Raw genomic sequence first — 25,594 nt, 5'->3', positions numbered from 1 at the left:
GCCTAGTATTTTTAGAAAATTTACATAAATTCGTGCTACAAGTGCTTAATGAACGGATCAATCTCGGTAGTGTCACAACATTTCTATTAGGCAGTTATTTTAATACGGCATCAAGAACGTTACTTACTAAGGGAGACAATCTCTCTTTTATATCGCTCCAATCATATTCCTGCATAGGAAAGATGGAGGTGTCAATTCTTTTTACGCTCTTAACTGGAAGTATTACACCATTGCTATGTTCATCATCTGTTTCAACAATATTCATTTCAACAGGATAAGATAAGGCATTCCAAATAGAATCTAGAACGGGTTCTTTATAATATTTAATAATTTCTTCAGTTCCACCGCCGTGTGCAACTATTCCAACGGGTTTATTAAACAAAGGAGATCGATAATTTTCATTATTAAACCTTTTTAGAAAGGCTAATTGTTCTATTTTTTCAAGAAGCATAGAAAGTTTCGATGGTATTGGGGCGTAGTGTGCGGAAACAATAAATAATGCGTCAGATTTAACTAATATTTGATAAATTCTATTAAAACTTTCATCATGAACGCAGACATCTTTTTGAAAACATGAGCCGCACCCAATGCAGGACTCAAGTTCATAATTAACCAATGGAATAATTTCAACATCTACATGATCTGAAACTTTCATTTTCAACAAATCTTTTATAATTTTACAGGTTTTTAATGAGGTGCTGTTTTTAACAGCATGTTTTATGTTTGAGGCAGAAATACAAGTAATAACCATATTTAGGCTCCTTTCTAGAATTATTCGTACAATATGGGTGTTTATGGTATAATGATACAATGAGTTAACAGTAAGGTCAAATAACATGAAAAAATAAACTTAAAGTATTAATTGAGCAAGATGAAGAATTTAGAATTAAAAATAGAGGGGTGTGAGCTAGTTAATGCACTTTCATTTTCATAGTCATGGTTATCATCATAGTGTAGGACATTCGATTATGCATAGTATATTACATCATAATCACTATCATCATTATTATCATAGTGGATTTTATGGTCATCCAAGCGGAATGATAATATTGATTGCTATAATATTAGTAATAGTCTATTTATGGATTAAGTATGGTAAGAGATTTAAGAAATAATTATTATAATAGATAAAGAGTCAGAAAAATGAAATTTAAAGAAGAAGATATTAAGAAGTATTTAACAAAATGGCAGGATACGCTAAGGCTTAGGGATTGGGATATAAAATATGAAGCTGTAAATAAGGAATGGAGAAAGACAGGAGATATTAAGATAGATGCTGATGATAAAAAAGCTATTTTATTAATTAATTGTTTCAATCCTAAACAAACTAACCTTGAAGCATTAATTATTCATGAACTATTGCATTTGAAGTTATGGGGTATGGATCAAATGCTTGAAGGCTTAGTGTACTTGGTGTTTGGACAAGATGAGGAAGATCCCAAATTCAATTTTGCGTATTCGCGCTTTATGAATTTATTGGAATCTACTGTTGAAGATTTATCTAAATCCTTTCTTAAATTAGATGGAGAGGATAAGGAAATATCCTTTGGAAGAGTTCAGAAACAAGTAGATGAGGAGCTGAAAATAAAATAAATTTTAAGAATATATTATGCCTACCAGAAATAAAGATATAAGTAAGAAAGACAATAAATATAGTCATTGATTATGCTTATTGTCTTTCTTTTTACGATTTTATGATAAGGTATGGAGGTAGTATGGATGAATATATTTTTAAGGGTATGGAAAAGGTTCTCCTTTATAATCTTAATTGCATTTATAATAGTAGGCTTATTTGACATGAGGTTTGCAGTGATAGCGGCAATTTGCATGATAGGACCGATAATCCTTTCTTTTTTTAAGGGTAGATTTTGGTGCGGAAATATATGCCCTAGAGGAAGTTTTTTTGATAATGTTGTTTGCAAATTTAGTAATGATAAAAAAACTCCGAGGTGTTTAAAATCCTATTTCTTTAGAATTATAGTTCTTACATTAATGATGACAGTATTTATTTCACGATTATGCAAAACTTCTGGAGATATTTATGGTGTGGGCCGGGTGTTTTATAGACTAATCATAGTAACCACAACAATTGGAGTTGCTATGTCTTTATTTTACAATCATAGAACTTGGTGTAATTTCTGCCCCATGGGTACTTTAGCTTCAGCAATATCAGCACTTAGTAAGAGAAAAGTCGTATTATATGTATCTTCTTCATGTGTTTCTTGTAAAATATGCGAGAAAAAATGTCCGTTAGGTTTGAAACCATATATGTATAGGGGGAGCAGATTAAGCCATTCAGATTGCTTACAATGCGGCAGATGTGCAGCAGCTTGCCCACAAAAAGCTATCGGATATCATAAAATTAAACTGCAAATTCATAATATTATACATTGAAAAAAGATAGTGTTCGTAATAATATTAAAACATTTTGGAAGTGTTATCGGACCAGCAAAAATTAATATCCTTATAGAGTAACTACAGGGAGATACTGGAGCAGCATCGTCACTTATGAGCTGCGCTTATACTATGGGTGATTATATTTAGAAAACCATATGTAAATTATCATATAAAAACTAGGGAATACTAATTTTATACGAAATTTTGTTATAACATTCACTTTGCCCCAATTAGGAAATTTGCATAAAATTTGTGTTATAAGTGTTTAGTGAACGGATCAATCTCCGTAGTGCCACAACATTTCATTTTTTATATCGTATTGACATAAAAATAGATTTGTGGTAATATTACATAAAATTTATAAAGATATAACGATGACAGAGGAAAGTAAATGTACTTGAAGCTTACAGAGAGCAGGAGTAGATGAGAACCTGCAGTGAAGAGTGTTTTGAAGTTCCCTCTTGAGTTTGGAGCTGAAGTAGAATTAGGCAAAACGGAGCTTTCGCCGTTAAAAGAAAGAGGATATCGGAACTTGATTCCTGTATCTCTATGAGATATCAATTTTCTTATAGTATCTTTGCAACACTAAAATTTAGCAGATTACTATAATATTATTGATAATTAGGGTGGTACCACGTGAGCTCAGCCTCTCGTCCTTATTAGGATGAGGGGCTTTTTATTTTATCCGGATATATAGAATTTAATGAACATTACTACATTAATCAGGAGGGAGAGTATAGAAATGGAAGATATAATTATACAATTAAAGGATGCTGTGGATAAAGCATTACAGCAGGTAAACACAATAGAAGAAGCTGAACAGGTAAGAATTTCTTTTCTTGGCAAGAAGGGTGAATTGACAAATATATTGAAGTCCTTGAGCAAATATTCAATTGATGAACGAAAGCTTATTGGAGCAAAAGGAAATAAACTTAAAAATTATATTACTGAAAAGGTGGAAGAGCTGAAAGATAAATTTGAAAAAAGCGATTTGAAGAGCAAGTTTGATATAACACTACCAGCTTCGGATTTTGAAGAAGGCACCTATCACCCTATTACGATTGTTCAAAGGGAAATAGAGGAGATTTTTAAGGGCATGGGATTTATGATTGCAGATACCGATGAGGTTGAAACAGACTATTATAACTTCGAAGCGTTAAATATACCTAAGTACCACCCAGCAAGAGATATGCAAGATACCTATTGGTTGGAAAATGGCATGGTACTCAGGTCTCAAACTTCAGCCGGACAGCAGCATATAATGCACGAATATAAGCCGCCAATAAGAGCTATAATTCCTGGAAGGTGTTTCAGAAATGAGGATATCGATGCCTCTCACGAGAATACTTTCTATCAATTGGAAGGAATTGTGATTGATAAGGATATATCTGTAGCTAATCTTATGTACACTATGGAGATTATGCTTAGTGAAGTATTCGGTAGAAAAACGGAAGTAAGACTTAGACCAGGATATTTCCCCTTTGTAGAACCAGGCTTTGAACTAGATATTAAGTGTCAGATTTGTGGAGGAAAAGGATGTCCGACCTGTAAGCATTCTGGATGGCTGGAATTGCTGCCCTGTGGTATGATACACCCAAATGTATTGAAATATGGCGGTATAGATAATGAAAAGTACACCGGTTTTGCTTTCGGGCTAGGTCTAACAAGACTTGCGATGATGAAATATGGTATTCCTGATATCAGGGTATTTAACTCAGGCAATTTAAAAATATTGAAGCAGTTCAAATAAATAGGAGGGGTAAGAATGAAAATGTCACTAAACTGGATTAATGATTATGTGGATTTAGGAGATGTCGATGTTGATTATCTAATAAATAAACTGACTATTACGACAGCTGAAATTGAAGGAGTTGAGAGAATAAATGAAGATGTAATAATCGAAATAGATAACAAATCTCTTACAAATAGACCTGACTTATGGTGTCATTACGGCATGGCAAGAGAGATTGCAGCAATAACAAGAAAAAAACTAAAAGACATTGATTATGTTAACGAAGAGGAACTCAAAAGTAAAGAGCTAAATAAATTAAAGGTTAAAATTGAAGAAAAAGATAAATGTTTAAGGTATTCAGGCATAAAAATAGGTAATATAATCCAAGGAAGGTCACCTGAAATTATTACAACTAGATTAGAAAACTGTGGTATAAGACCTATCAACATTATAGTGGATATTGCAAACTATGTTATGATGGATATAGGTCAGCCAATGCACACCTTTGATGCTGGTACTATTGATACAGTTAATGTATACTCCATAAAGCAGCCAGTTAAGCTTAAAACTTTAGATGATCAAAAGCGGGAAGTTAGGAAAGATACTTTGATGATATATGGTGATGATAAACCGATAGCAATAGCAGGAATAATAGGCGGTGAGGGCTCAGCTGTTTCTGAGAATACAAAAGATGTAGTGTTAGAATCAGCAACCTATGACGGAGTAGCTGTTAGAAAGACGGCAACAGCACTTGGTATAAGGACAGATGCCAGTGCAAGGTATGAAAAGTTCTTAGATACTTCACTTACACCTATTGCAATAGGTAGATATTTAAAACTTTTGAAAGAGTATCAGCCTCAAGTTACGTTGGAAACTTCACTATATGATAACTGCATTAAGGAGACAAAAGCATTAATAATAGATATACAGCATAAATATATTGAAACTTATTTAGGAAACAATATAGAAAAATCTGTTGTAATAGATATATTGACCAGTCTACAATTTGAAGTTCAAGAAGCAGACGGGTTATACAAAGTTAAGGTTCCTACGTTTAGAGCTACTAAGGACATTACCTGTAAAGCTGATATAATAGAGGAAATTCTGAGAGTGTATGGATATAGTAACATTAAGGCAGCTCCAAATAAAATGGTTTCCTCAGTAAGTGTGAAAAACTCTGTAAGAGATATGGAATATCTGATAAAGGATATATTAGTCAGAAAGTTCAGTTTTAGTGAAGTTCAAACGTACTCTTGGTATGATAATAAGTGGTTGAAAAAGCTTGGTTACACCTATAGTAATACGTTGAAAATGGCTAATTCAACTATTAAACAGTTTGATAAGCTGAGGAGTGATCTTTGTCCTAATATCATAAAAATCATTTATGAAAACAGGAAGAGTTATGAACAAATAAAAATCTTCGAGATAGGAAGAATTTTTATCTTGGATGGTGAGAATTTAAATCAGTCTCGGCATATGACAGCAGCATTTTATAGTGATGAGTGTGAAGAGTCTAGCTACAGATATACGAAAGGAATCAGCAGCTATTTGATAAAAGTGATAAAAAATGTTGAACCTAATTATATACCAGAATTCAACGAGTATAAACAGAATTGTCTCTGTATTAGCTATGCAGATATAAATTTGGGATATATATATTCAGTTTCTAATGCAGCACTAAAAGCATTTGATGGTAACCATTCTATAAATGTTTTAGATATCGATTTGGAGGCACTAAACAGTATAAAAAAGAAGGAAATCAAATATAAAGCTATTCCTAAATTCCCTGGAACCTATCTTGATTTCAGCATATTAACTTCAACAAGTATGCCATATGCAGATATAGATAAAAATATAAAGAATTTCAATCACAAACTAGTTACGAGAATCGAATATATCGACACATATTTAGGAGATAATATCCCGGAAAATATGAAGAGTACAACAGTACGGCTTGAAGTATTGAATCCTGATAGAACATTGAAGCTTGAAGAAGTAAATAATGTGAAGGAAAGTTTTGTTAAGCATCTCAATGCAAATAGGCTTATGCTTAGATAACATGGTGTTATAATTAAACAGATAAACAAGATATGTTTAATTTAACTAGCCCAATAGATCTATTAGGAAATATGGAAAACGCAAGAGAGAAACTTGAAAAATATAAATTTGGTTAAATATATTTGCTATATAGAACTTATTATAAAGGGAGCAATCAATGTGGGTGTAGTTTACTGACATTGACTGCTCTTATTTTTGTAGGTAATTATAGTAGGTTATTCTTAAACTTTGATATTATAGCATTTTGATAAAGATAATTATCATAAAGCATCAGATTTTTATCAATAGTTTCTTGTGATGTAGAGTTTAGTCTGCCATTATCAAATGAATATGTATTATATTGTAGCTCTTCAAGTTTTTTCTTAGCCCTTTTTTTCTTTTCTTCATCATCGTCTGATACTTTGTTTTTATTTTGATTTGGCCAATCTGCACACGCCATTACTTCGATTTCACCATCATCTTTAACAAAAACTTTATATTCAAGTAGCTGTGCTCCCTCAAATCCTTGCGGTGTAGCTGCACTTTGTATTTTTGACATCATACTCTTTGCATATACAGGATCCTTCTCCATTTTCTCTAACACTTTAGGGGATACTGTAATCTGATGGCCTAGCTCGTTTGAAGAAATTGGTGCATTCTTCCATGCTTCATAGTACTTTTTAACATCCGATGAGGTCATTGACTTAACTATAACTTCTGTACCTGGCACGCTTCCTTTTATTTTGTTAACATAGTAGGCTGAATCCTTAGCTTCTTTTTTATCTTCAGTTTTTACTGTGCGTGTTTTTTGTGAATTGTCAACTTTTGACTTGTATGGTTGACTTACCTTGACAGTTGCATTAAAATCAATATTCATAGAAATCCTCCTTATTCTATCCTAGTGTAAAGCAATATTATATAGAGTTCTGGCTTTTCTATAGCATACTGGAAGATAAGCCGCCAAGTACACTGTTGTTTAGGCTGTTTGTGTTTAAAGTTGAAAGCATTATGTTGCTCATTAATTGATATGTAAACAAATTAGTTAATTCATTTAATGTATTATTATATGTATTACAATTTTCAGTGTTTTTAGATGCAGAATTTAGATTGCTTATATTAGTATCATTAGAAGTTTTATAATTTAATCTATTATTTAAAGTTGAACTTATTGTATTTGCGTTGGTAATGTTTGATAGAACTTTGCTAAAACTTAAATTTGCAGCTAATGGGTTACTGTATAAGGTGCTATATTCGTTTAATAATGATATCGGATTTATTTGATACATACGATATCTCCTTCCTATTTTAAAATTTATTTGTAGCTTAAAAGACTATAAACATAATCTTTTGAGCTACAAATAATTAGAGTAGTATAGTTATATATCGGTAGAAAAAAGACTAGCTTTATAGTCTTTTTTCTACATTGCTAATTTAATTTTAATTTTTTAAGTTTATGAAGAGTATCTAAATCAAGCAATACCTGCTTACATATCGCTGATGTAAAAGGTTTTGCGGTGGATATCTGATATTGTGCTATAAGATATATTTTACCAATATTAAGCTTTCTTTCTTTAGCTTCTTTTAGAATTGATTTTGTATCAATTTCAACATAGTCTTTTTTAAAAAAAACCGGTAATGGACAGGTTGCCTGAAGAAAAAGTTTATACTTTATTCTATTGTTTAATTTAAATTTGCCTATCAATTTAACATTATTGTCTTCAGTACCTATGCTGACCATTTGAGCTGTCATACTCTGAATAGAATTAATGTTTGTTAAAGTATTAGTATCTTTTATCCAAAATGCATATAAAGTTGGAGGGGTTTTTATGTATTTTAATCTTTCTCTATATAAACTATCATGCGGGAAGAGTATAAAGAGAAAAAATAAAGCAATGCATATGGCTGAGATGTAGGTTAACGGCTTATAATAATTATTATTATAATTCACAATATTTTTAATCCTAAATTTTAATTGGGAATTCTTTCTAAATAAACTAGGGCAGAAACTATTAATTGAGCGTCTATTCATATTAAATTCAGCTTGTTTTATGAGAAGCATGCCATATTGTTTATATTGAGAAGATTCTAACATACTAAGTACCTTTAAATCACATTTAAATTCACAATCATCTTCAATTTTATTAATAGCTATATGTATTAATGGATTAAACCAGTTAATGGCAGATAATATATTTATAAGCCAGAATAATAACAGATCTTTTTTCTTATAATGAATAAGTTCATGCAGCAAAATATATCTTAATTCACTGGTGGTGAATAACGCAGTAGTATCATACGGAAGAAGAATAGCAGGTTTAAAAATCCCGTGAATAACAGGCATAGAAATACCAGATTTAATCAATTTTATGTCCTTTTTAATCTTAAGATCATTTTTACATTGCAAGAATGTATCTATTACATTTTTATCATCATGATAAATAGATTTAACAAATGCCTTTTTAAAATTCATATCTTTATAAACCATTGAGCACAAATAAATGATGCAGCCAATAAACCATGTAAATGATAATATATTGAGTACTAGTTTTGTGTTATTAGAGTGTTTGAAAGCGTGTACTGTATTTTTATCTGTTATAAGAAGTATTTGTTTTGAACGTGTACCATTTGTATATACAGGTAATTGTTTTTTAATTTGCTTGTAATTTCCTAACCCAGAAGCTTTTTGAATTTCAGATATACTATTTGCGGTTATATTAATAGCATTATTATACAAATTTCCATAGATGTAGGGCTCTGTGAAATTTTCTATATTTGTAAAATTTAAAACTGTGAAAGGCAGTACTAGTTTGAGTATGAATACAATCCATATACAACTGATGAATCTTGCGTTTAGTACTTTCTTTGTAAACTTTCTTATCAGAAAAATTATGATTACTATCATAGAAGCGGATATAGAATTTTCTAAAACTTTAAAAAACAGAAGTTGAATTCCAATAAAATCATTCATTTTTACTCTTTTCTCCACCAAGGCAGTTGTTTAAAATTCTCTTTAAATCCTGTAATTCATATTTTGATAGCTTCGTGTCTTTTAGAAAGCCTGCGACAACGGCACCGACATTACCGTCATAGTATAAATCTGTAAAGTTTTCTCTTTCCTGTCTTAAGTAATCCTCCTCACTTATAAGAGGAAAATAATGATAAATTCTACTGTCATGCTCGTCTATGTCATAACCAACAACTTCTTTTTTTACAAGATTTCTAAGTAGTGTTTTTATTGTTCTAAAATGCCAATCAGAGTTTTTAGACACTTCAGCGATAATTTTAGCAGCGGTACATCTTTCTTTTTTCCAAATAACTTTCATTACGATTATTTCTGAATCTGTTATATTTTCTGTTTTATTCATGTGAATCTTCTCCATCGTATAAAAATTTATTAAACATTAATCAACTATAATTATAGTCTATTTGTTTCTACATGGAAATACAAAATTTTTATACAAATTAATATTAGGATATATATATAAGAAAATGCGATGTCGTAATATAGCTTAATTATGAATAATATTAACATAATTCAAAACAGTTTAGATTTTATTGAGAAAAACATCAGAACGGATATATCTGTTTCGGAGCTGGCTAACAGCGCGGGTTTTTCCATATTTCATTATTATAGAATATTTAACAAGATTGTTGGAATGCCTGTTATGCAGTATGTAACGATGCGAAAACTTATAAATGCTATTTATGAAATACGTCTGGGTAAAAAAATGGTAGAGGCTGCACTGACTTATGGGTTTGATACCCATGCTGGCTTTTTTAAAGCCTTTAAACGGGAATATGATTGCTCTCTAACTGAATATTTAAAAAATCACAAAGTAATGAAACCATATAGAATAAATTTGAAACAGGAGCAAGTTATGATAACAGACAAGAAAATAAAAGTGTCTGCAAACTTTCAGAAGAAGAAAGGCTATACCCTATGTTATTTACTCAACACAAATCATAAGTACAGCATATTTCAGCAGATTTGATAAATATGAAGAACTGGCTAAAATTAATCAAAAAATGCTTAAGTGGCTATATGATAATAGAGCTTTATTATATATTTTTTAAGCAGATAATGATAGTGCATTCAGGAGGATACTGAACTTCTTGCTGCAGAATATTATGCTCCTATATATTTTACCTTTCAAAGATATTTTAGCAATGGAGAAATAACAGAAGAAAAAGTTAAAAGAGCTAAAAAAGACGTGATTAAGTATATAAAAGCATTTTATGAAAGATATATTAAGATTTGAACACAAAGCGCCAGCAAGAAAATACACAATTTTTCATTATTATTTGTGTTGACTGCGGCATCGGCGAAATGGAGATTATTATGAAAATTTATAAAAATGAAAAAGCAAAAAGAAAGATATTAGAAACTTATAATAAGCTGTTGACCATGTGGGGAGTTGATGTAGAGGAAAAAAATATCGATACAAAGTATGGGACTACGCATGTAATTACATGCGGTGATGAAGATAATCCGCCTTTAGTATTGTTTCATGGAGTTGGCGATGATTCTGCATTAATGTGGATTTACAATGCTAAAGAACTTTCAAAGCATTTTCGTATCTATGCCGTAGATACTATGGGTGGACCTGGAAAAAGCTGCCCAAATGAAAACTACAATAAAAGCTTCGATGAAATTTTATGGATAGATGAAGTTTTTATCAAACTTAATATAGAAAAAGCATATGTTGCAGGGGTATCAAATGGCAGCTACATGACTCATCATTATGGTATTATGAGACCGAAAAAAGTAATTCGAATGGTTTGCATGGCAGGATCTGTATCTACTGTAGGCAGCCCTCATCCTATTAAAAGAATGATGAAGGTTTTTTTACCAGAAGCATTATTCCCGACGCAAAAGAACATGATTAGATTGATAAAAAAACTTTCAGGTGAGCATAGTGAAGTGTTTACTGATAATGATGATATTATGGAACATTATCTAAACCTTCTTAAAGGTTTTAATAATATGGCAATGAGTAAACATAGGATAGATTCCTTTAATGACGATCAAATAAGCAGACTATCTGGAAAGTGCTTATTTCTAATTGGTGAAGCAGACCCTTTAGGGGATTTGGAAAAGGTAAGAGAAAAACTTGAAAAACATAAATTAGAATATCAGTTTTTTAAAGGCGTTGGACATGGTATAAATCACGAAATATCGGAGACAATTAATAAAAGAATTATAGAATACTTTGTCCAATAAGTATATATTGGGTTTGATTGCCAGCTATATATGGTATATACTTAAATGGAAAATTGTTGAAGATCCATTTGATTCATTATATTGATGTGAATTTGAAAGAGGGGTTTTAGATGGTAGATTCAAAAGGATGGGAATGGGAGAAAGCTAATCAGTCGCCTTGGCTAAAACCGTGTGAAGATAGTTACTATATAGCTAATAAGTGGTTGCAATTAAGGTTTAAAAATGTGTTGGACTTAGGGTCAGGACTAGGAAGGCATTCAATACTTTTTGCAAAATACGGCTTTAATGTTTCTGCTATAGATTTATCAGATTATGGTGTGAATAATTTAAAACAGTGGGCTGATAAAGAAAACCTTGATATTCATATAAAGGTTGGAGATATGACTGATTTACCATATGATGATAATTCGTTTGACGGTGTATTTGCATATCATGTTATTTCTCATACAGACACGGCTGGAGCAAAGAGGGTTATTAATGAAATAGAACGTGTATTAAAGCCAGGAGGAGAAATCTATACGTCAATGTGCTCAAAGGAATCCTGGGATTTCAAAAAGTCTGGATATCCTAAGCTAGATGAAAACACAGTAATAAATAAAGAAGAGGGGCCAGAAAAAGATGTACCGCATTTCTATGCTGATCTTGATGATATTTTAGACTTATTTGCTAATTTTGAAGTTGAGAAAGTACGTCACGTAGACTATTGCTACATAGATTCACAGAAGCAGGATTGTAAATATTATTATATAAATGCAAGGTACCTATATTTATAGGTACCTAGAGGCCTAAAAACTTGCAAACGGATTCCTATTTATTGTAAAATGGTTAAATACTTCTTCGATGCCCATCCTTCAATTCCATTAATTCTGATTTTGTACCAGTAACCATCAGTTGACACACCTAACTTTTCTGGATATTGACCCTGTGAAAGTGTCTTAATTATCTGATAAGTTGTAGAAGGACCTTTTCTTACACTTAATTGATATGCGCCGGTAAGAGTTACATATTTTCCTGAGGGTAGTGATGCTAAAGTATTCTGCCACACCCATCCAGTTTTTCCGCTATAGCTAATTTTATACCAACCGTTTGAATAGCTGATTAGATTTAAAATGGCGTTCTTAGGAATAGTTCCCACAACTGAATAATTTGTTCCGGCGTTTTCTCTAAAATTAGCATAACTAGTTACATTAGCGACCTGAGCATAACCGCCGATTGTGAATTTTGGAGCTATGGTTTCTGCCGTCTGCGTAGTTTGTGTAGTTTGGGTGACGGTATCCTCAAGTATATTTATATATCTTGCAGGTATATATCCTTTGTTCAATATTGAATTCATGCTTAGAAAATATCTTTTTGTGCCTTGAATTCCCCCATAGGTTTGATCTGGAGTGGCTTCATATGTGAAGGCACCATTTACTCCGTTTAATATTCCCCATTTATCAAAAATTACTACATGATTACCAGGCCTGTCTAAGATGTCCATATGTTTAATATCACTCAATGGAATTTGTTTAAAATAATTATTGAGCAAAGTTGTAGTAGATTGTTTATAATCTACTATATTAAATGCAGCTTGTACAAATCCTGAGCAATCCATTCCTGCAGTTCCTTGGATATATCCAGTTCCGAGACTAGTGTTAACGTTACCCGCAAAGGCTCCTTTATCAATAGCATCTAGGAAGTTTGTCCAGGGAGCGCTGTAGGATCGTGTATCAAATCCATCAATTCCGCCCCAATCGTAAGGTATTCCTTTGTATTGCGCTGTAGTCACACCTTGAAATTGTTTTGGAAGAGTTACACCGGAAGCGTATTTTGGATCAATATTACTATTTTTACTTGCATTATAGGTCCAGGTTAAATCAATAAGTTTTACAGCCCTTTGCTCAACCTGACTTCTAGATATAGCAGTTTGTATTGTAGCTTTTGCTTTATAAGTTGGTATAGCAATTAATGATGACAGAGTAACTATTGAAACCAAAAAGCTTGTCCAAGTTTTTTTCATTTTTCCACCCCTTAATTATCGTTTTTGCAGATAACGAATTTCAGATGCAATGATTTTATTACATCTGCCAAGAAAACGTTTTTATAATATAATTATATTTGAGGTATGCAATACCATCAACAATCAAAACATGGACAAGCAGCAATCGATAGTTATCAATGTAATATAGTGGTAATTATATTTCTTAACGGCATGCATAAGAATTTATATAGCTGCACATGTCTTTATTTTTATATTAGTACATAAATGCTTATTTATCTTATATGTAAATCAATTGAATATATGGTATTATATATTTAATTAATTTGCACATTAATGAATATCGAGCTATGGAATGGAGGAGATTCAAAATGCGTATATTCACAAAACGGAAAATGGAGTTTATGTTAGCTGCTATTATTCTATTAATTGTAATTTCAGGCTGTAACATTAGTAATAAACAAAATTCACTTAGTAGTAGAGATAAAAAGTGGATAGAGGATATAGAATATTTAAATCGAGCGCTACTTAAAGATCATGCGAATTTGTATCATCACATAAAGAAAAAAGATTTTGACAAGGAAGTATTCAATTTAGAGAATGATGTACCCAAACTGAAAAACTATCAAATCAAATATAGAATTGCACATATGGTAGCGTCTATTGGAGATGCTCATACACATTTAGTCATGGATACTAAAATTAAGAGGTATCCCATAGGATTAAGTTGGTTTGGCAATGAATTAAGGGTAGTTAAAATTAATAAAAAATATAAAAGTATTTTGGGTAAAAAGCTTATTGCTATTAATGGTATCAAAATTAATAAAGTTATAAAAAAAGTTAATACGCTAATATCGCATGAGAACTCACAATGGCTAAAAGTTAATAATGTAGAATATGTTACATATTATGATGTTTTAAAATATTTGAATATAACTTCTAATGGAACCACCGATTTTTCGTTTGATGGTAATAAAATCACTACAATTACAATTAAACCATCATATTCGGAAGATAATATGGTGCAAGTTGAAAACTTTATGACTCATGTCCCTGTAGAATATCAATATAAAGTTAAAAAATTAAAGCCTAATCCGTTCTGGTATGAATATATACCGACCGATAAAATACTCTATTTTCAGTATAATCAATGTATGGATAGAAAGATAGCACAAAAGATAGTTAAGCTTATCGGCATCAGAGATTCATATAAAGATTACAAATCATATCCTGATTTCGATAAATTTACAGATAAGGTTATGAGAACAATAGAGAAGAAGAAAATTGATAAACTGATCATAGATTTAAGGTACAATGGGGGAGGAAGTTCACTCCTCATGACTAAATTTGCAAATGAATTAAGAAAAAAATTGCATAAAAGCATACAAGTATTTGTTATAATAGGAAAACAAACATTTTCATCTGGTGTGTTTGCCGCAATAGATTTAAAACGCTATACTAATGCTATTATTTTGGGTGAACCAACAGGCGGAAATGTAAATGGGTATGGGGAAGTCCTAATCATTAGTTTGCCCAATTCAAAACTATCAATATCATATTCAACAAAGTATTTTGATTTGACGGATAGATATAAGTCTAATTTTATACCGGACATATCAATTAAACAATCTTATAATGATTATAAAAGTGGTATAGATGATGCCTATGAAGCAGTAAAAGAATATAAAAATTAGCGATTATAGAGCAACGGCAAAATAATATATTTAAATGCATAATAGAGTAGGAAGTGGTTGGAGGAGGCATTTTCCAGCCAACAAAAACCACTTCCTATCATATTTTACTGCAGATAGGTTAGATATTTAGCATAGCACCAGCCAGTAATCCCATTAACACGCACCTTGTACCAGTTACCGTCTTTTGACTGAGTAATTTTTTCAGCATATTGATTCTCTGATAAGATTCCAACTATTTCAGATTTTGTAGTAGTATTTTTTCTTATATTTAGTCCAGACGCTCCGGTCACTGTAACATATTTATTTTTAGGAACTTTAACCAATACGTTTTCTTTAATCCAACCTATATTATTATTGTAGGAAACTTTATAATAACCATTTGAGTAACTTACTAAATATAGTGCCGTACTTTTTGGAATAGTAGTTAATACTTTATAATTTTTGTTAAAAGTCGATCTTAAATCTGCTGAGATATTTGCGCTCGAGACAATAGCATATCCACCTGTTTTAAATTTTCCTTCAGTATTTTGATCTTCGGTAATATTTATGTATCTTCCAGGTATGTAACCTTTCTTAGTAATTGTATTCAAGCTCATAAAATATTTTTTTGTACCTTGAATACCACCGTAGGTCTGATCAGGTGTTGATTCATATGTAAAAGCACCATATACTCCATTTTGAGTGCCCCACTTATCAAATATAACTACGTGAGTGCCAGGCTTGTCCAAAATATCCATATGTTTTATGTCGTCTAAATTAATTTTCTCAAAATATGTATTTAATAGCGTACTCGAGGATTGTCTAGAGCCTGTAATATCAAAAACAGATTGCACAAAACCAGAACAATCCATTCCTGCTGTTCCAGATATATATCCAAGTCTCGAATCGGTATCTATATTACCTGTGAAGGCACCCTTGGTAACTGCATCTATAAAGTTTGTCCAAGGAGCATTATAGGAATGGGTATCAACACCATCCATGCCGCCCCAATTGTATGGTATACCTTTTGCTTCTGTTTTTTTTACACCTTGGAACTGTTTTGGAAGCATAACATTTTTAGCATATTTAGAATTGATTTTGCTATTTTTTGCTGCAGTATAGTTCCATGATAAATTGATAATTTTCAATGCTCTCTTTTCTGCTTTATCCCTTGATATTGAAGGTAGCGTCACAGCATTAACATTTAAAGTTGATATAGATAAAGTTGAAGTTAATATAGTCAGAACAGATAACACCGCTTTCCATTTTACCATAGGTAGCCTCCTTATCAATATTTTTGGATTGATAATAAATCCTCTATCCTTTCGTTCATATATTTATAGGAATCAAACACACCCTGATTATAAAATTCTGGTGCCAATTCATCTATTATAAAATTTAATATCATTCCAGCAGCTAAATCGCCTATTTCCTCGTCACGATCATCAAGAAAGTATTCCTTAATAGAAGAAATCATTTCTTTCTTTTTTTCGTCCGTTATTACTATCTTGTTTTTAGGTTTCATAAAATCCTCCAAACTAACTTAAATATTTCATGTATACACCATATTATAGCATAAAATCATGTTTAATTAAAAAGAAATATGGAAAAATAGGTTTTGTTGATGCAGCATATTATATTCTATATTGCTTAAACTAATATTGAGGTGAGAATATATGAGATGGTTATCTTTAGTCCCTGCAATTATTACTATAATACTTACATTCAAGACTAAGAAACTCATACCTTCATTATTCGTTGGAGTTTTATCTGGAACATTCATAAATAGCGGAATAATAGGAGGGATTGCAGAGGTAGGCAAATATATGGTAGAAGCTGTGACTAATAAAGAAAGCTGCTATACCTTATTTTTTCTGATTGCTTTTGGGTCACTGGCTGAACTTATTGAAATGTCAGGGGGAATTTCTGGTTTTAGTGAGAAAGTAGGTAAATGGGTAAAGACTGAAAGAGGAATCTTAGGATGGGCATGGGCATTAACATTAATAACTTTTTTTGACTGCTCTTTTCATACGATTGCAGTAGGCTCGGTAATGTCTCCCATACTTGAAAAAGTGAAAGGCTCTAAAGAAAGGTTTGCATTCATTTTATCAATTACTAGCCGTCAGATAATATTGTTAGTACCAATAGCCACAGCTTATCTGGGATATATGGTAACACTGGTTGCAAATAATATAAAAGATAGAGGCATTACAGAAAATGCGTATACTTTAGTTATAAAAAGTTTTCTATGGAACTTTTTTGCATGGATCATGATATTTATTGCTGCAGGGATAACTATATTTGGCTTGGGCTTTGGAAGGTTTAGAATAGGGAAGGCGGAAGATGAAAATAAAGAATTTACTAAAATACATATTGAAAATGAAAAATTATTGAATAGATATACTGAGGAATATCCCAAAAACAGCAGAAATCTGATTATACCAGTCTTGATTTTACTAATTAGTACAATATTCTTTTTTTGGTGGACAGGAAAATCTAAATCATCAGATGGTTTTATTGGAGCAATAAGCTCTGCTAATTTCAGTGTATCAATTCTTTCAGGGGTTATATTTACTATATTTATTACATCCATATATTTTTTGATTCAGAAGATTAGCCTTGCAGAGATAGAAGCTCATATAGTTAAAGGTGGGGAAAATATTTTATCTCTTGTTATAATATTAGTACTAAGTTGGGCACTTACGTCAGTTACACAAGATTTAGGATTTAACAGACTAATAGATGAGAACTTAGTGAAAAGCATTCCTAAAATGCTTATACCCGCTATGATTTTTTTACTAACAGGTACGATTTCCTATGTTATTGGATCTTCATGGGCTACTTGGGCGTTAATTATGCCTGTTGCAATTAACTTTTCCATAAATTCTGGCATAAATATCTCTATGATAATAGGTACAGTTTGGGCTGGAGGAGCAGTATCTGAAGTCATATCACCATTATCTGCAAGAATGGCGAATATTTCATATGGTGATCATCTTGTTACGTCATTTCCATATCTTCTAGCTGGAGCTGCGATGACTACGATAGCTTATCTTTTAGCGGGGCTTTTTACACTTTAGAAAATAATACTTTGTAAATGCATAGAGTTAGCATAGGAGGGTAGGAAGTAGTTGGAGGAGGCATTTTCAAGCCGACGGAAATCACTTCCTACCCATTTTTTAAAGCCATATCGCTTCCTCTATTGCATGTCTTTCGGCAGAGTCAGCACTATCCAAAGAGATAAGTCTCTCGAGTTTTTCGTCGTAAATCTCTTTTTCTGCTACAAGATAGTTATTGAGTTTATCATGCTGCTGGATTTTTTCTGTGATTGTATTGATATTTTCAATTTTTAACTCTTCAAATTTTATATTGTCTTCACATTGTTTTCGCCTCTTTGAAAGCAAGTCCAATAAAAGCAATTTATCAAAACTATTTTTCATTACTCGCACAATATCATGTAATGATAACCCTATCATTTTTAAATCTATTATCATATTTAATTTATTGATTTGTGTTTCATCATAATACCGATAGTTAGTTGAAGGGTCGATATACATAGGCTTAAAAAGACCAATCCTATCATAATACCTCAGTGTTTTAATCGATATATTAGAAAAGTTTGATATTTGTCCTATTCTTAACATTTATTAACACCTTCTAAAAAATCTAATATAAATATTATATCATCAACCGCTGATGAAGAGTTTTTTTTATTTGCGCATAACTAATGCCAAAACTTTCAGCAATATCTTTTGCATAGCTTAGGCCTTCGGGAGGAGCTTTAATGACTTTGTAGGTACGCTGAAAGCAATCGGCGTTGGTCAAAGAATGTTTCCTTTCAGCACCTGCAACTAAACTGCAAACAGCTCCTTTGCCTTCACAAGTAGTATTAATTTCGTCAATAGTTGAAGCGAGTTCGTGCAGATGGGTAGCAAATATTGCTCTTACATTTAAAAGTTTGAGGCCATATACAATATCCTTGCTCATTATCAGACATTCACTAGGACTGGTGCTTGCTAATGATTCATTTAATACTATAAAACTATAGTTTGTAGCATGCTTAAATATATAATCTAGGCGATGAGCTTCTTCTCCTAAACGTCCATAATCTGTGTCTTTTTTTTCTTCTGAAGAAAAATGGGTATATATATTGTCCACTGGACTTAAACTTGCTTCTTGTGCTGGTATATACATTCCTGCTTGAAATAAAACCTGAATAAGTGATAGCGCGTTAATATAAGTGGTTTTACCTCCGCTGTTTGGACCAGTTAATATAAATATATTACTATTTTCAGAAAAGGCTATATCGTTTTGCACTATTGTAATTGGTTTACTTTGTTCAGATCTGAAAGCAAGGTTTATATTGTACAGTTTTTTTATATTACATACCTTCATGTCCTTTGGATAAGCTTTTGGTCTTACCATTTTCATTCCAATACAGTTAATTTTTTTGATAATCCTTACCGCACCTAAGAAGAATAAAAGCTCATATTTTAAATCAACAAAAAATTGAGAGTAGGTATTTATATATCTGTGAATAATTGTTCTCAATGCATTTATAGTATTCTTCATCATTCTATCAAGATCTGAAATCAGGCTTAATTGTAAAGCAGAACTATCTATTCGTACAACGGACTCACTGGCTTCTTCTAAACCTTTTATTATAGTATTTTTTATCCCACTTTCACCATTTGGATGAAAATTATAATTAGTATGAAAATCATTGCTACCGTCAATTAGCCGATTCAGAAAAGGAGCTTTCGTATATTTGTAATTATTTACTGATAAAATTGCGGCTTCCATTGGTCTTAGATTTGTATCTAAATTTATTCCCAGTGTTATACTTGCAGGCTTAATGAATTCATCTTCTTGTTCCGCTACACAAATATTATCGTCATATTCAAATTTTTCGGAAAGATACATTACTATATCTCTCAATTTACATAATCCTTGAGCTTTTAACTTTTTTGATACTTTTAATATAGAAGCTTTACATCTGCAAAGGCAGTTTCCATAGAGATCTGTTTCTCTAAAACTTTTTACTAATTTTTGAACGTAGGGACTATCAGCACTCTCGGGAACCGAAATTCTTTCAACTTCACAGGCTATGGAAAATATGTTTGTTAGGCATAGTTCAATTTCTGGATTATTTATAATATCATCAATAATGTCCAAACGATAATTAATAACATTTGTGTCCTCACACATGTTAGTAAATACTGATTTAATGAAAGCTCTGTAAGCTCCTGTCACTCCAAATTCATCAATTAATTTATCAAGTCCGATATCGGTACAACTATCATCGCTTAGAGATATTATTTTCTTACTCTTTTTTCTAGTTTCTTCATCAGGCCATAAAAGACTTACTCTGTTAACAAGGACAGATTGTGACATTTAAACTTCACCTCTCTTTATAGAAGATAAAATATACTTTCTATATTAATTATAAAGTGTACAGTGAGGGGAGAGTCAATAACTATATTATAGAGAAATATTATATGAGAAATTACTTTTGCTATAAAATGGACAGCATAGTTGGATGAAGAACTTAATAAACGTTATGGAAAATTGCAAAAGCAGTATGATAAATTTAATAAATTAGATTACATAAAAGACGTAGTTGTTATTTATAAAGATAACATTGCAGCAGGCTGTGGAGCATTTAAAAAATATAATGACAGAACAATTGAGATTAAAAGAATATTTGTAAAGGAAGCTTATCGCGGACAGGGGCTATCAAAACTATTATTAGCTAAATTAGAACAGTTTGGAATTGAAAAGGGATTTAAATATGCTGTTTTAGAGACAGGAGTAAAACAAAATGAGGCTATTGGTTTGTATGAAAGTAGTGGATATACAGTAATAGATAATTTTGGACAATATGAAGGAAATTCGAATAGTATATGTTTCAAAAAAGCACTATAAAAAGGAGTGCATCCTGTATGTGCGTTTTCTAAAACGTAAAAAACTGCTGCCAATCAGACACCAGTGCTATATTCTATCATTTGATTTTTAAACGTGTTTAGCAAATAAATATTAAAAAATATTGACATATGTATATTGTTAGATATAATTATTATAACTATACATCTTATATCATACCACATAATTAGATAAAAGTCAAGAAATATTTTTGCTACCATAATACAATTGGGAGGGTTTTTATGAATCTGCCAAATCTTTTTAACGCCAGGCAAGGTTTGCTAAAGAACACGTATGTTGAAGAATTGATAGAAGCTAGTAAAGAAAGCGGCTTATTATTAACTATTGAAGACGCAAAGAAAATAATTAACGAAAGAAGCAACGCATTAAAAAACTATGGAAGAGTTGATTTGAATTTTGAAGTTACAAAGAAGATAATTGGAACTTTTGATATATCTTCTTTCGCAAACGTAGAAAATTATGTGCAAATATTAATTGAACTTCAGGATTTATTTTATTATCTGAGAAATGAAACAGAGGATAGAATTTCAGATCAAAAAATACTTGAACTAATGAAAGATTTTTTTGAAAATAGTTGCGAAGGTTCAATACAACTGTTAGTTAGTAGAATAGAGGAATTCTCTAGAGAGTTTAGAAGCAGATTATCATCAACAGATAAAATAAGAATTGATTTAAGTACATTAGGTAATAGACAATATACCATATCACTTCTTAGAAAAAGTGTAAAGTTAGGAATTTTGAAAGGCGAAGCTGCGATTAAAATTCAGCGCAGCATAATGGATCTATTGAAGGAACAGATCATCAGATATACAGGAGGAGAAAACTCTTCGGTGAGTGAAGCGACAGCAGAAGGTTTACTAAATTCAATCCTTTATACTATAGATTTTTATTTGATCAGCATAGGTAATGCTGAAAGAGCATTGTTAGAACTTAAGAGCAACAGTATCAGCGAAATTTTCAAAAGTGGAATCGAATTATTAAATTGCTGTTTAAGGGAAACCAAGAGACTATATGAAAAAGTAAAAAAACACAGACTTAATGTAGATATAGAAGCATACAATTCAACTATAGATGAAGGAATACCAATCTTTTTTGAAAAATATAATGTAATCTTTGGAGCACAAAACACAATAGTGAGTGTAGATTATCCACTTATATTCGATGATATGCAGGTTAAAGGTATTGCGTATATAAAAAACTATCTTAAAAATTTAGAGCTTGAGAATGAGTTTTGCAGAAATTATCAGGATGAAGAGATAAATAAACTTTTAATGAATTATGGAAAAATGTGCAAACTAAATCACAGAATAGAATTTATTAATATATTCGAGGTTGTAATAAACAATGCGATATTTTCTAATATTTGCAGTAATAAGATGGGAATCCTCTCGATTTCAGAACAGCAGTACACTAAATTATACATACAACTTAAAGGAATGGAAACAAGCCTGATAAAGGAGCTTATTATTAGTTCATTAGAGGACTTAATAAATAATTTAAATATTCACAACACTAATCTTATTAGATATTTGAATAACTATTTGCTTTTTTTAGAATGTAGAATTTTTAATGCATTAGAACATAATTGTTTAGATAGCGTCATCGTAGTCGATCACCATAAGGATAAACAATATGGAGTTGTTTTTGATGAAGGAAAGCGGATGAATACAAAAGAGTTTAAAATAATGCTTGATAGAATTTTAAATTGTTCAAATGGAGCAGAAAAGGCTGAAATTATTTATTCATCAGTTTTTTCACTTCAGGATTATATAGATTTATTGAATGGAGATTGTCTGTTTGAAGATGATTATACTTATCTATTTTCTAAGCTAGGAGAAATTGAATTAACTATTTTGGTTAAAATAGTTTTTTTCGAGGAGCTTAGGGATGGTGATAGAAATATATCGCTTCTTATTAATAAAAAAAGTGATAAGGATATACAATGGGAAAAGTATTTCTGCGAATTTCTTCAAATGCTTGATAACAATAGAATAATACGAATTGAAAAACTTATAGATGAAGTGGATTATGAAGAATTAATCTTTTAATATTCATCATTTCTGAAATGTCAAGTGCCTGGCACTTGACATTTACATATAATTATGTTTTATATTATTTATTGATGAAATAAGGTGTGATTATAACATGATTAATTTTGAATATTATAAAGTATTTTATTACGTAGCTAAATATAGCAGTATCACCAGAGCAGCTGAGGAACTCTTTATATCACAGCCGGCAGTAAGCCAGATAATAAAACAGTTGGAAAATTCTTTGGAGGGCAATTTGTTTTACAGAACTTCAAAGGGAGTACACCTTACAGCAGAAGGCAAAGTGCTATTTACTTATATATCTCAAGGTTTTGAATATATGGCTTTAGGAGAACGTAAATTCAAGGAATTTATTAACTTTGAAACAGGGGAGATACGAATAGGAGCTAGTGATATGACGTTGAAATATTATCTGCTGCCATATCTAGAGGAGTTCCATAAACTGTATCCTAAAGTGAAAGTTAAAGTAACAAATGTACCAACACCTCAGACGGTGGAGTATCTTTATGCAGGTAAAATTGATTTTGGGATAGTTAGTCAGCCTGTAAATGATCATAAGGGAATTGATGTAATACCAGTAACAGCTATAGCAGACATTTTTGTTGCAAATAACAGATTTGTAGAACTTAAGGATAGGACTATATCACTGGAAGAACTTGATAAATATCCTATCATATGCTTAGAGAATGGAACTAGTACAAGAAAATATGTAGATGAATTTTTAAAAAACAATGAAATAGTTTTAAATCCAGAATTTGAGCTTGCTACCAGTGACCTCATTGTTCAATTTGCTGAAAGAGGCTTGGGTATTGGCTGCGTTGTTAAGAATTTTGCTGAAGAACTGATAGAAAATGGACAGCTGTTTCAGTTGAATTTAAATAAATCAATCCCTAAAAGAAATATCTGCATAATCACTCAGGATAAGTTGCCCATATCTCCATCAGGCAAAAAACTTTTAGAACTACTAATGCCATAAGTAAAACTTATGGCAAGTATAAGTAATATCAATTTCATTTATATTTAAATGTATGTTAGCATTATACTGTAAAAAGATTGATTAATTGATTAGACAAGCAAGTTGAGTCTTAAATTTGATGTTAACATAACAAGTTATTCCTTGTAACTTGCTGATTAAGCAAAAACAAAGTTTGTCTTTATATTTCAGGAGGGTTAGATTATGGTTAAAGCAGTAGTTGGTGCTAACTGGGGAGACGAAGGAAAAGGAAAGGTCACTGATATGTTAGCTGAGGAGTCTGATATTGTTGTTAGATTTCAAGGCGGAGCTAATGCGGGACACACGATAATAAATAATTATGGAAGATTTGCGCTGCATATATTGCCATCAGGAGTATTCAGACAGCAGGTTACAAATGTAATTGCTCAAGGGGTAGCTTTTAACATGGAAAGATTCTTTAGTGAACTTGATAGTCTTCTTGAAAGAGGAGTTCCTATGCCTGATATAAAGATATCTGACAGAGCACAAATAGTTATGCCTTATCATATACTTTTCGATAAATTGGAGGAGGAGAGACTTGGCTCTCACAGTTTTGGTTCTACAAAATCGGGTATAGCTCCGTTTTATTCAGATAAGTATCTTAAGACAGGAATACAGGTATGTGAGCTTTTTGATGATGAATTGCTTAAGGAAAATATAAAGAAGAATTGCGATAAAAAAGATGTCCTTTTGGAGAGCTTATACAACGCTCCAAAACTAGATAAAGAAGCTATATATAATGAACTTATAAGCTATAGGGAAAGATTGAAACCTATGGTATGCGATGTTGCGGTATTATTAAATAATGCTATAAAGCAGGGGAAAAAGATTTTGCTTGAGGGCCAGCTAGGTTCTCTAAAAGATCCAGACAATGGAATATATCCATTTACTACATCTTCTTCACCGCTGGCTGGTTTTGCTTCAGTAGGAGCTGGAATCCCACCTTATGAGATAAAAGATATTGTGACAGTGGTTAAAGCGTACTCCTCAAGTGTTGGAGCGGGTGCCTTTGTTAGTGAAATCTTTGGTGAAGAGGCAGATGAGCTTAGAAAACTAGGAGGAGACTCAGGCGAATTTGGTGCAACCACTGGCAGACCACGTAGAATGGGGTGGTTTGACGCTGTGGCTACTAAATATGGCTGCATGCTTCAGGGGACTACGGAAATAGCATTTACAGTTGTTGATACTTTGGGATATTTAGACAAGATACCTGTATGCGTAGCTTATGAGATAGACGGCGAAACGGTAACCGATTTTCCTGTAACTCCACTTTTAAATAAGGCAAAGCCTGTTTACACATACTTAGATGGCTGGAAATGTGATATACGAGGGATAAAAAAATATGCTGATCTTCCTGAAAATGCTAGAAAGTATATTGAATTTATTGAGCAGCAGGTAGGCTATCCGATTAAATATATATCTAACGGACCGAAGAGAGAAGAAATAATAGTAAGATAAATAGAATATGTATTTTTATAGGATTCGGTTGCAAAGCTTTATTTTTGCAGCTGAGTCCTATTATATTCTATATACATAAAGGATAAAGCACAGATAAATATAAAAAATAT

The 25,594-nt window shown here is 31.6% G+C and carries 24 protein-coding genes and 1 other annotated feature; of the genes, 14 read left to right on the top strand and 10 right to left on the bottom strand.

The features are described 5' to 3' along the window. Nucleotides 1–94: 94 nt before the first annotated feature. A complete protein-coding gene (locus tag CLORY_RS07650; RefSeq protein WP_169911560.1) occupies nucleotides 95–751 on the bottom strand; it encodes an NAD(P)H-dependent oxidoreductase in 657 nt (218 codons plus the stop codon). 217 nt (nucleotides 752–968) lie between these two features. Between CLORY_RS07650 and CLORY_RS23220 the strand changes: the two genes are divergently transcribed. The 5 genes from CLORY_RS23220 (at nucleotide 969) to pheT (ending at nucleotide 6,187) form a co-directional block, all read left to right on the top strand. Then, nucleotides 969–1,115, top strand: coding sequence for a hypothetical protein (locus CLORY_RS23220; protein ID WP_169911559.1), 147 nt, complete (start codon nucleotides 969–971; stop codon nucleotides 1,113–1,115). Between the two features lie 28 nt (nucleotides 1,116–1,143). After that, the gene (locus tag CLORY_RS07645) at nucleotides 1,144–1,593 is read left to right on the top strand and encodes a hypothetical protein (protein WP_079422927.1); all 450 of its coding nucleotides are present in this window, start codon (nucleotides 1,144–1,146) and stop codon (nucleotides 1,591–1,593) included. Between the two features lie 126 nt (nucleotides 1,594–1,719). Continuing rightward, nucleotides 1,720–2,394, top strand: a complete 675-nt coding sequence (locus CLORY_RS07640) for a 4Fe-4S binding protein (protein ID WP_079422926.1) — start codon at nucleotides 1,720–1,722, stop codon at nucleotides 2,392–2,394. 368 nt (nucleotides 2,395–2,762) lie between these two features. Next, nucleotides 2,763–3,058, top strand: a binding site (T-box leader). An 81-nt stretch (nucleotides 3,059–3,139) separates the two neighbouring features. Then, the gene (gene pheS, locus CLORY_RS07635; protein ID WP_079422925.1) at nucleotides 3,140–4,147 is read left to right on the top strand and encodes a phenylalanine--tRNA ligase subunit alpha; all 1,008 of its coding nucleotides are present in this window, start codon (nucleotides 3,140–3,142) and stop codon (nucleotides 4,145–4,147) included. A 15-nt stretch (nucleotides 4,148–4,162) separates the two neighbouring features. Beyond that, entirely contained in the window at nucleotides 4,163–6,187 is a 2,025-nt protein-coding gene (gene pheT / locus CLORY_RS07630; RefSeq protein ID WP_079422924.1) for a phenylalanine--tRNA ligase subunit beta, read from the top strand. Nucleotides 6,188–6,392: 205 nt separating this feature from the next. Here pheT and CLORY_RS07625 read toward each other — a convergent pair whose 3' ends face one another. From CLORY_RS07625 to CLORY_RS07610, 4 genes are all read right to left on the bottom strand, one after another. Beyond that, nucleotides 6,393–7,043, bottom strand: coding sequence for a hypothetical protein (locus CLORY_RS07625; RefSeq protein WP_079422923.1), 651 nt, complete (start codon nucleotides 7,041–7,043; stop codon nucleotides 6,393–6,395). Between the two features lie 58 nt (nucleotides 7,044–7,101). Beyond that, on the bottom strand, nucleotides 7,102–7,452 hold the full coding sequence (locus CLORY_RS07620) for a hypothetical protein (protein WP_079422922.1): 351 nt from the start codon (nucleotides 7,450–7,452) through the stop codon (nucleotides 7,102–7,104). 140 nt (nucleotides 7,453–7,592) lie between these two features. Further along, nucleotides 7,593–9,134, bottom strand: coding sequence for a M56 family metallopeptidase (locus CLORY_RS07615; protein WP_079422921.1), 1,542 nt, complete (start codon nucleotides 9,132–9,134; stop codon nucleotides 7,593–7,595). Continuing rightward, entirely contained in the window at nucleotides 9,127–9,531 is a 405-nt protein-coding gene (locus tag CLORY_RS07610) for a BlaI/MecI/CopY family transcriptional regulator (protein ID WP_079422920.1), read from the bottom strand. The genes CLORY_RS07615 and CLORY_RS07610 overlap by 8 nt, the downstream gene beginning before the upstream one ends. Nucleotides 9,532–9,681: 150 nt before the next feature. Between CLORY_RS07610 and CLORY_RS07605 the strand changes: the two genes are divergently transcribed. The 3 genes from CLORY_RS07605 to CLORY_RS07595 all read left to right on the top strand — a co-directional run bounded on the left by CLORY_RS07605 (nucleotide 9,682) and on the right by CLORY_RS07595 (nucleotide 12,160). Continuing rightward, nucleotides 9,682–10,158, top strand: coding sequence for a helix-turn-helix domain-containing protein (locus CLORY_RS07605; protein ID WP_079422919.1), 477 nt, complete (start codon nucleotides 9,682–9,684; stop codon nucleotides 10,156–10,158). A 347-nt stretch (nucleotides 10,159–10,505) separates the two neighbouring features. After that, nucleotides 10,506–11,387 (top strand): alpha/beta fold hydrolase, encoded by an 882-nt coding sequence (locus CLORY_RS07600; RefSeq protein WP_169911558.1) that lies wholly within the window; start codon nucleotides 10,506–10,508, stop codon nucleotides 11,385–11,387. 110 nt (nucleotides 11,388–11,497) lie between these two features. Then, a complete protein-coding gene (locus CLORY_RS07595; protein WP_079422917.1) occupies nucleotides 11,498–12,160 on the top strand; it encodes a class I SAM-dependent methyltransferase in 663 nt (220 codons plus the stop codon). 38 nt (nucleotides 12,161–12,198) lie between these two features. On the opposite strand, the gene CLORY_RS07590 is transcribed toward CLORY_RS07595, so the two are convergent. Next, on the bottom strand, nucleotides 12,199–13,386 hold the full coding sequence (locus CLORY_RS07590) for an SH3 domain-containing protein (protein WP_079422916.1): 1,188 nt from the start codon (nucleotides 13,384–13,386) through the stop codon (nucleotides 12,199–12,201). A gap of 350 nt (nucleotides 13,387–13,736) precedes the next feature. Here CLORY_RS07590 and CLORY_RS07585 point away from each other — a divergent pair, with 350 nt between their 5' ends. After that, the gene (locus tag CLORY_RS07585) at nucleotides 13,737–15,059 is read left to right on the top strand and encodes a S41 family peptidase (protein ID WP_169911557.1); all 1,323 of its coding nucleotides are present in this window, start codon (nucleotides 13,737–13,739) and stop codon (nucleotides 15,057–15,059) included. A gap of 104 nt (nucleotides 15,060–15,163) precedes the next feature. On the opposite strand, the gene CLORY_RS07580 is transcribed toward CLORY_RS07585, so the two are convergent. Beyond that, nucleotides 15,164–16,312 (bottom strand): SH3 domain-containing protein, encoded by a 1,149-nt coding sequence (locus CLORY_RS07580; protein ID WP_079422914.1) that lies wholly within the window; start codon nucleotides 16,310–16,312, stop codon nucleotides 15,164–15,166. A gap of 14 nt (nucleotides 16,313–16,326) precedes the next feature. Then, nucleotides 16,327–16,563, bottom strand: a complete 237-nt coding sequence (locus CLORY_RS07575; protein ID WP_079422913.1) for a DUF2164 domain-containing protein — start codon at nucleotides 16,561–16,563, stop codon at nucleotides 16,327–16,329. A 151-nt stretch (nucleotides 16,564–16,714) separates the two neighbouring features. Here CLORY_RS07575 and CLORY_RS07570 point away from each other — a divergent pair, with 151 nt between their 5' ends. Continuing rightward, nucleotides 16,715–18,118 (top strand): Na+/H+ antiporter NhaC family protein, encoded by a 1,404-nt coding sequence (locus CLORY_RS07570; RefSeq protein WP_079422912.1) that lies wholly within the window; start codon nucleotides 16,715–16,717, stop codon nucleotides 18,116–18,118. 99 nt (nucleotides 18,119–18,217) lie between these two features. Here CLORY_RS07570 and CLORY_RS07565 read toward each other — a convergent pair whose 3' ends face one another. Continuing rightward, nucleotides 18,218–18,682, bottom strand: coding sequence for a MerR family transcriptional regulator (locus CLORY_RS07565; protein ID WP_079422911.1), 465 nt, complete (start codon nucleotides 18,680–18,682; stop codon nucleotides 18,218–18,220). Nucleotides 18,683–18,716: 34 nt separating this feature from the next. After that, nucleotides 18,717–20,432: a MutS-related protein gene (locus CLORY_RS07560; protein ID WP_079422910.1), complete on the bottom strand. Its 1,716-nt coding sequence runs from the start codon at nucleotides 20,430–20,432 to the stop codon at nucleotides 18,717–18,719. A gap of 141 nt (nucleotides 20,433–20,573) precedes the next feature. On the opposite strand from CLORY_RS07560, the gene CLORY_RS07555 reads away from it, so the two are divergent. The 4 genes from CLORY_RS07555 (at nucleotide 20,574) to CLORY_RS07540 (ending at nucleotide 25,484) form a co-directional block, all read left to right on the top strand. Beyond that, complete coding sequence (locus CLORY_RS07555; protein ID WP_079422909.1) at nucleotides 20,574–20,963, top strand: GNAT family N-acetyltransferase; 390 nt, start codon at nucleotides 20,574–20,576, stop codon at nucleotides 20,961–20,963. Between the two features lie 239 nt (nucleotides 20,964–21,202). After that, entirely contained in the window at nucleotides 21,203–23,029 is a 1,827-nt protein-coding gene (locus CLORY_RS07550; RefSeq protein WP_079422908.1) for a DUF6323 family protein, read from the top strand. A gap of 97 nt (nucleotides 23,030–23,126) precedes the next feature. Continuing rightward, complete coding sequence (locus CLORY_RS07545) at nucleotides 23,127–24,008, top strand: LysR family transcriptional regulator (RefSeq protein ID WP_079422907.1); 882 nt, start codon at nucleotides 23,127–23,129, stop codon at nucleotides 24,006–24,008. A 201-nt stretch (nucleotides 24,009–24,209) separates the two neighbouring features. After that, entirely contained in the window at nucleotides 24,210–25,484 is a 1,275-nt protein-coding gene (locus tag CLORY_RS07540; protein ID WP_079422906.1) for an adenylosuccinate synthase, read from the top strand. The last annotated feature ends 110 nt before the right edge of the window (nucleotides 25,485–25,594 follow it).

Source organism: Clostridium oryzae (assembly GCF_002029235.1).
Classification (GTDB): domain Bacteria; phylum Bacillota; class Clostridia; order Clostridiales; family Clostridiaceae; genus Clostridium_AE; species Clostridium_AE oryzae.
The sequence above is the reverse complement of the archived record's forward strand: the minus strand, read 5'-3'. Positions and strand labels throughout refer to the sequence as shown.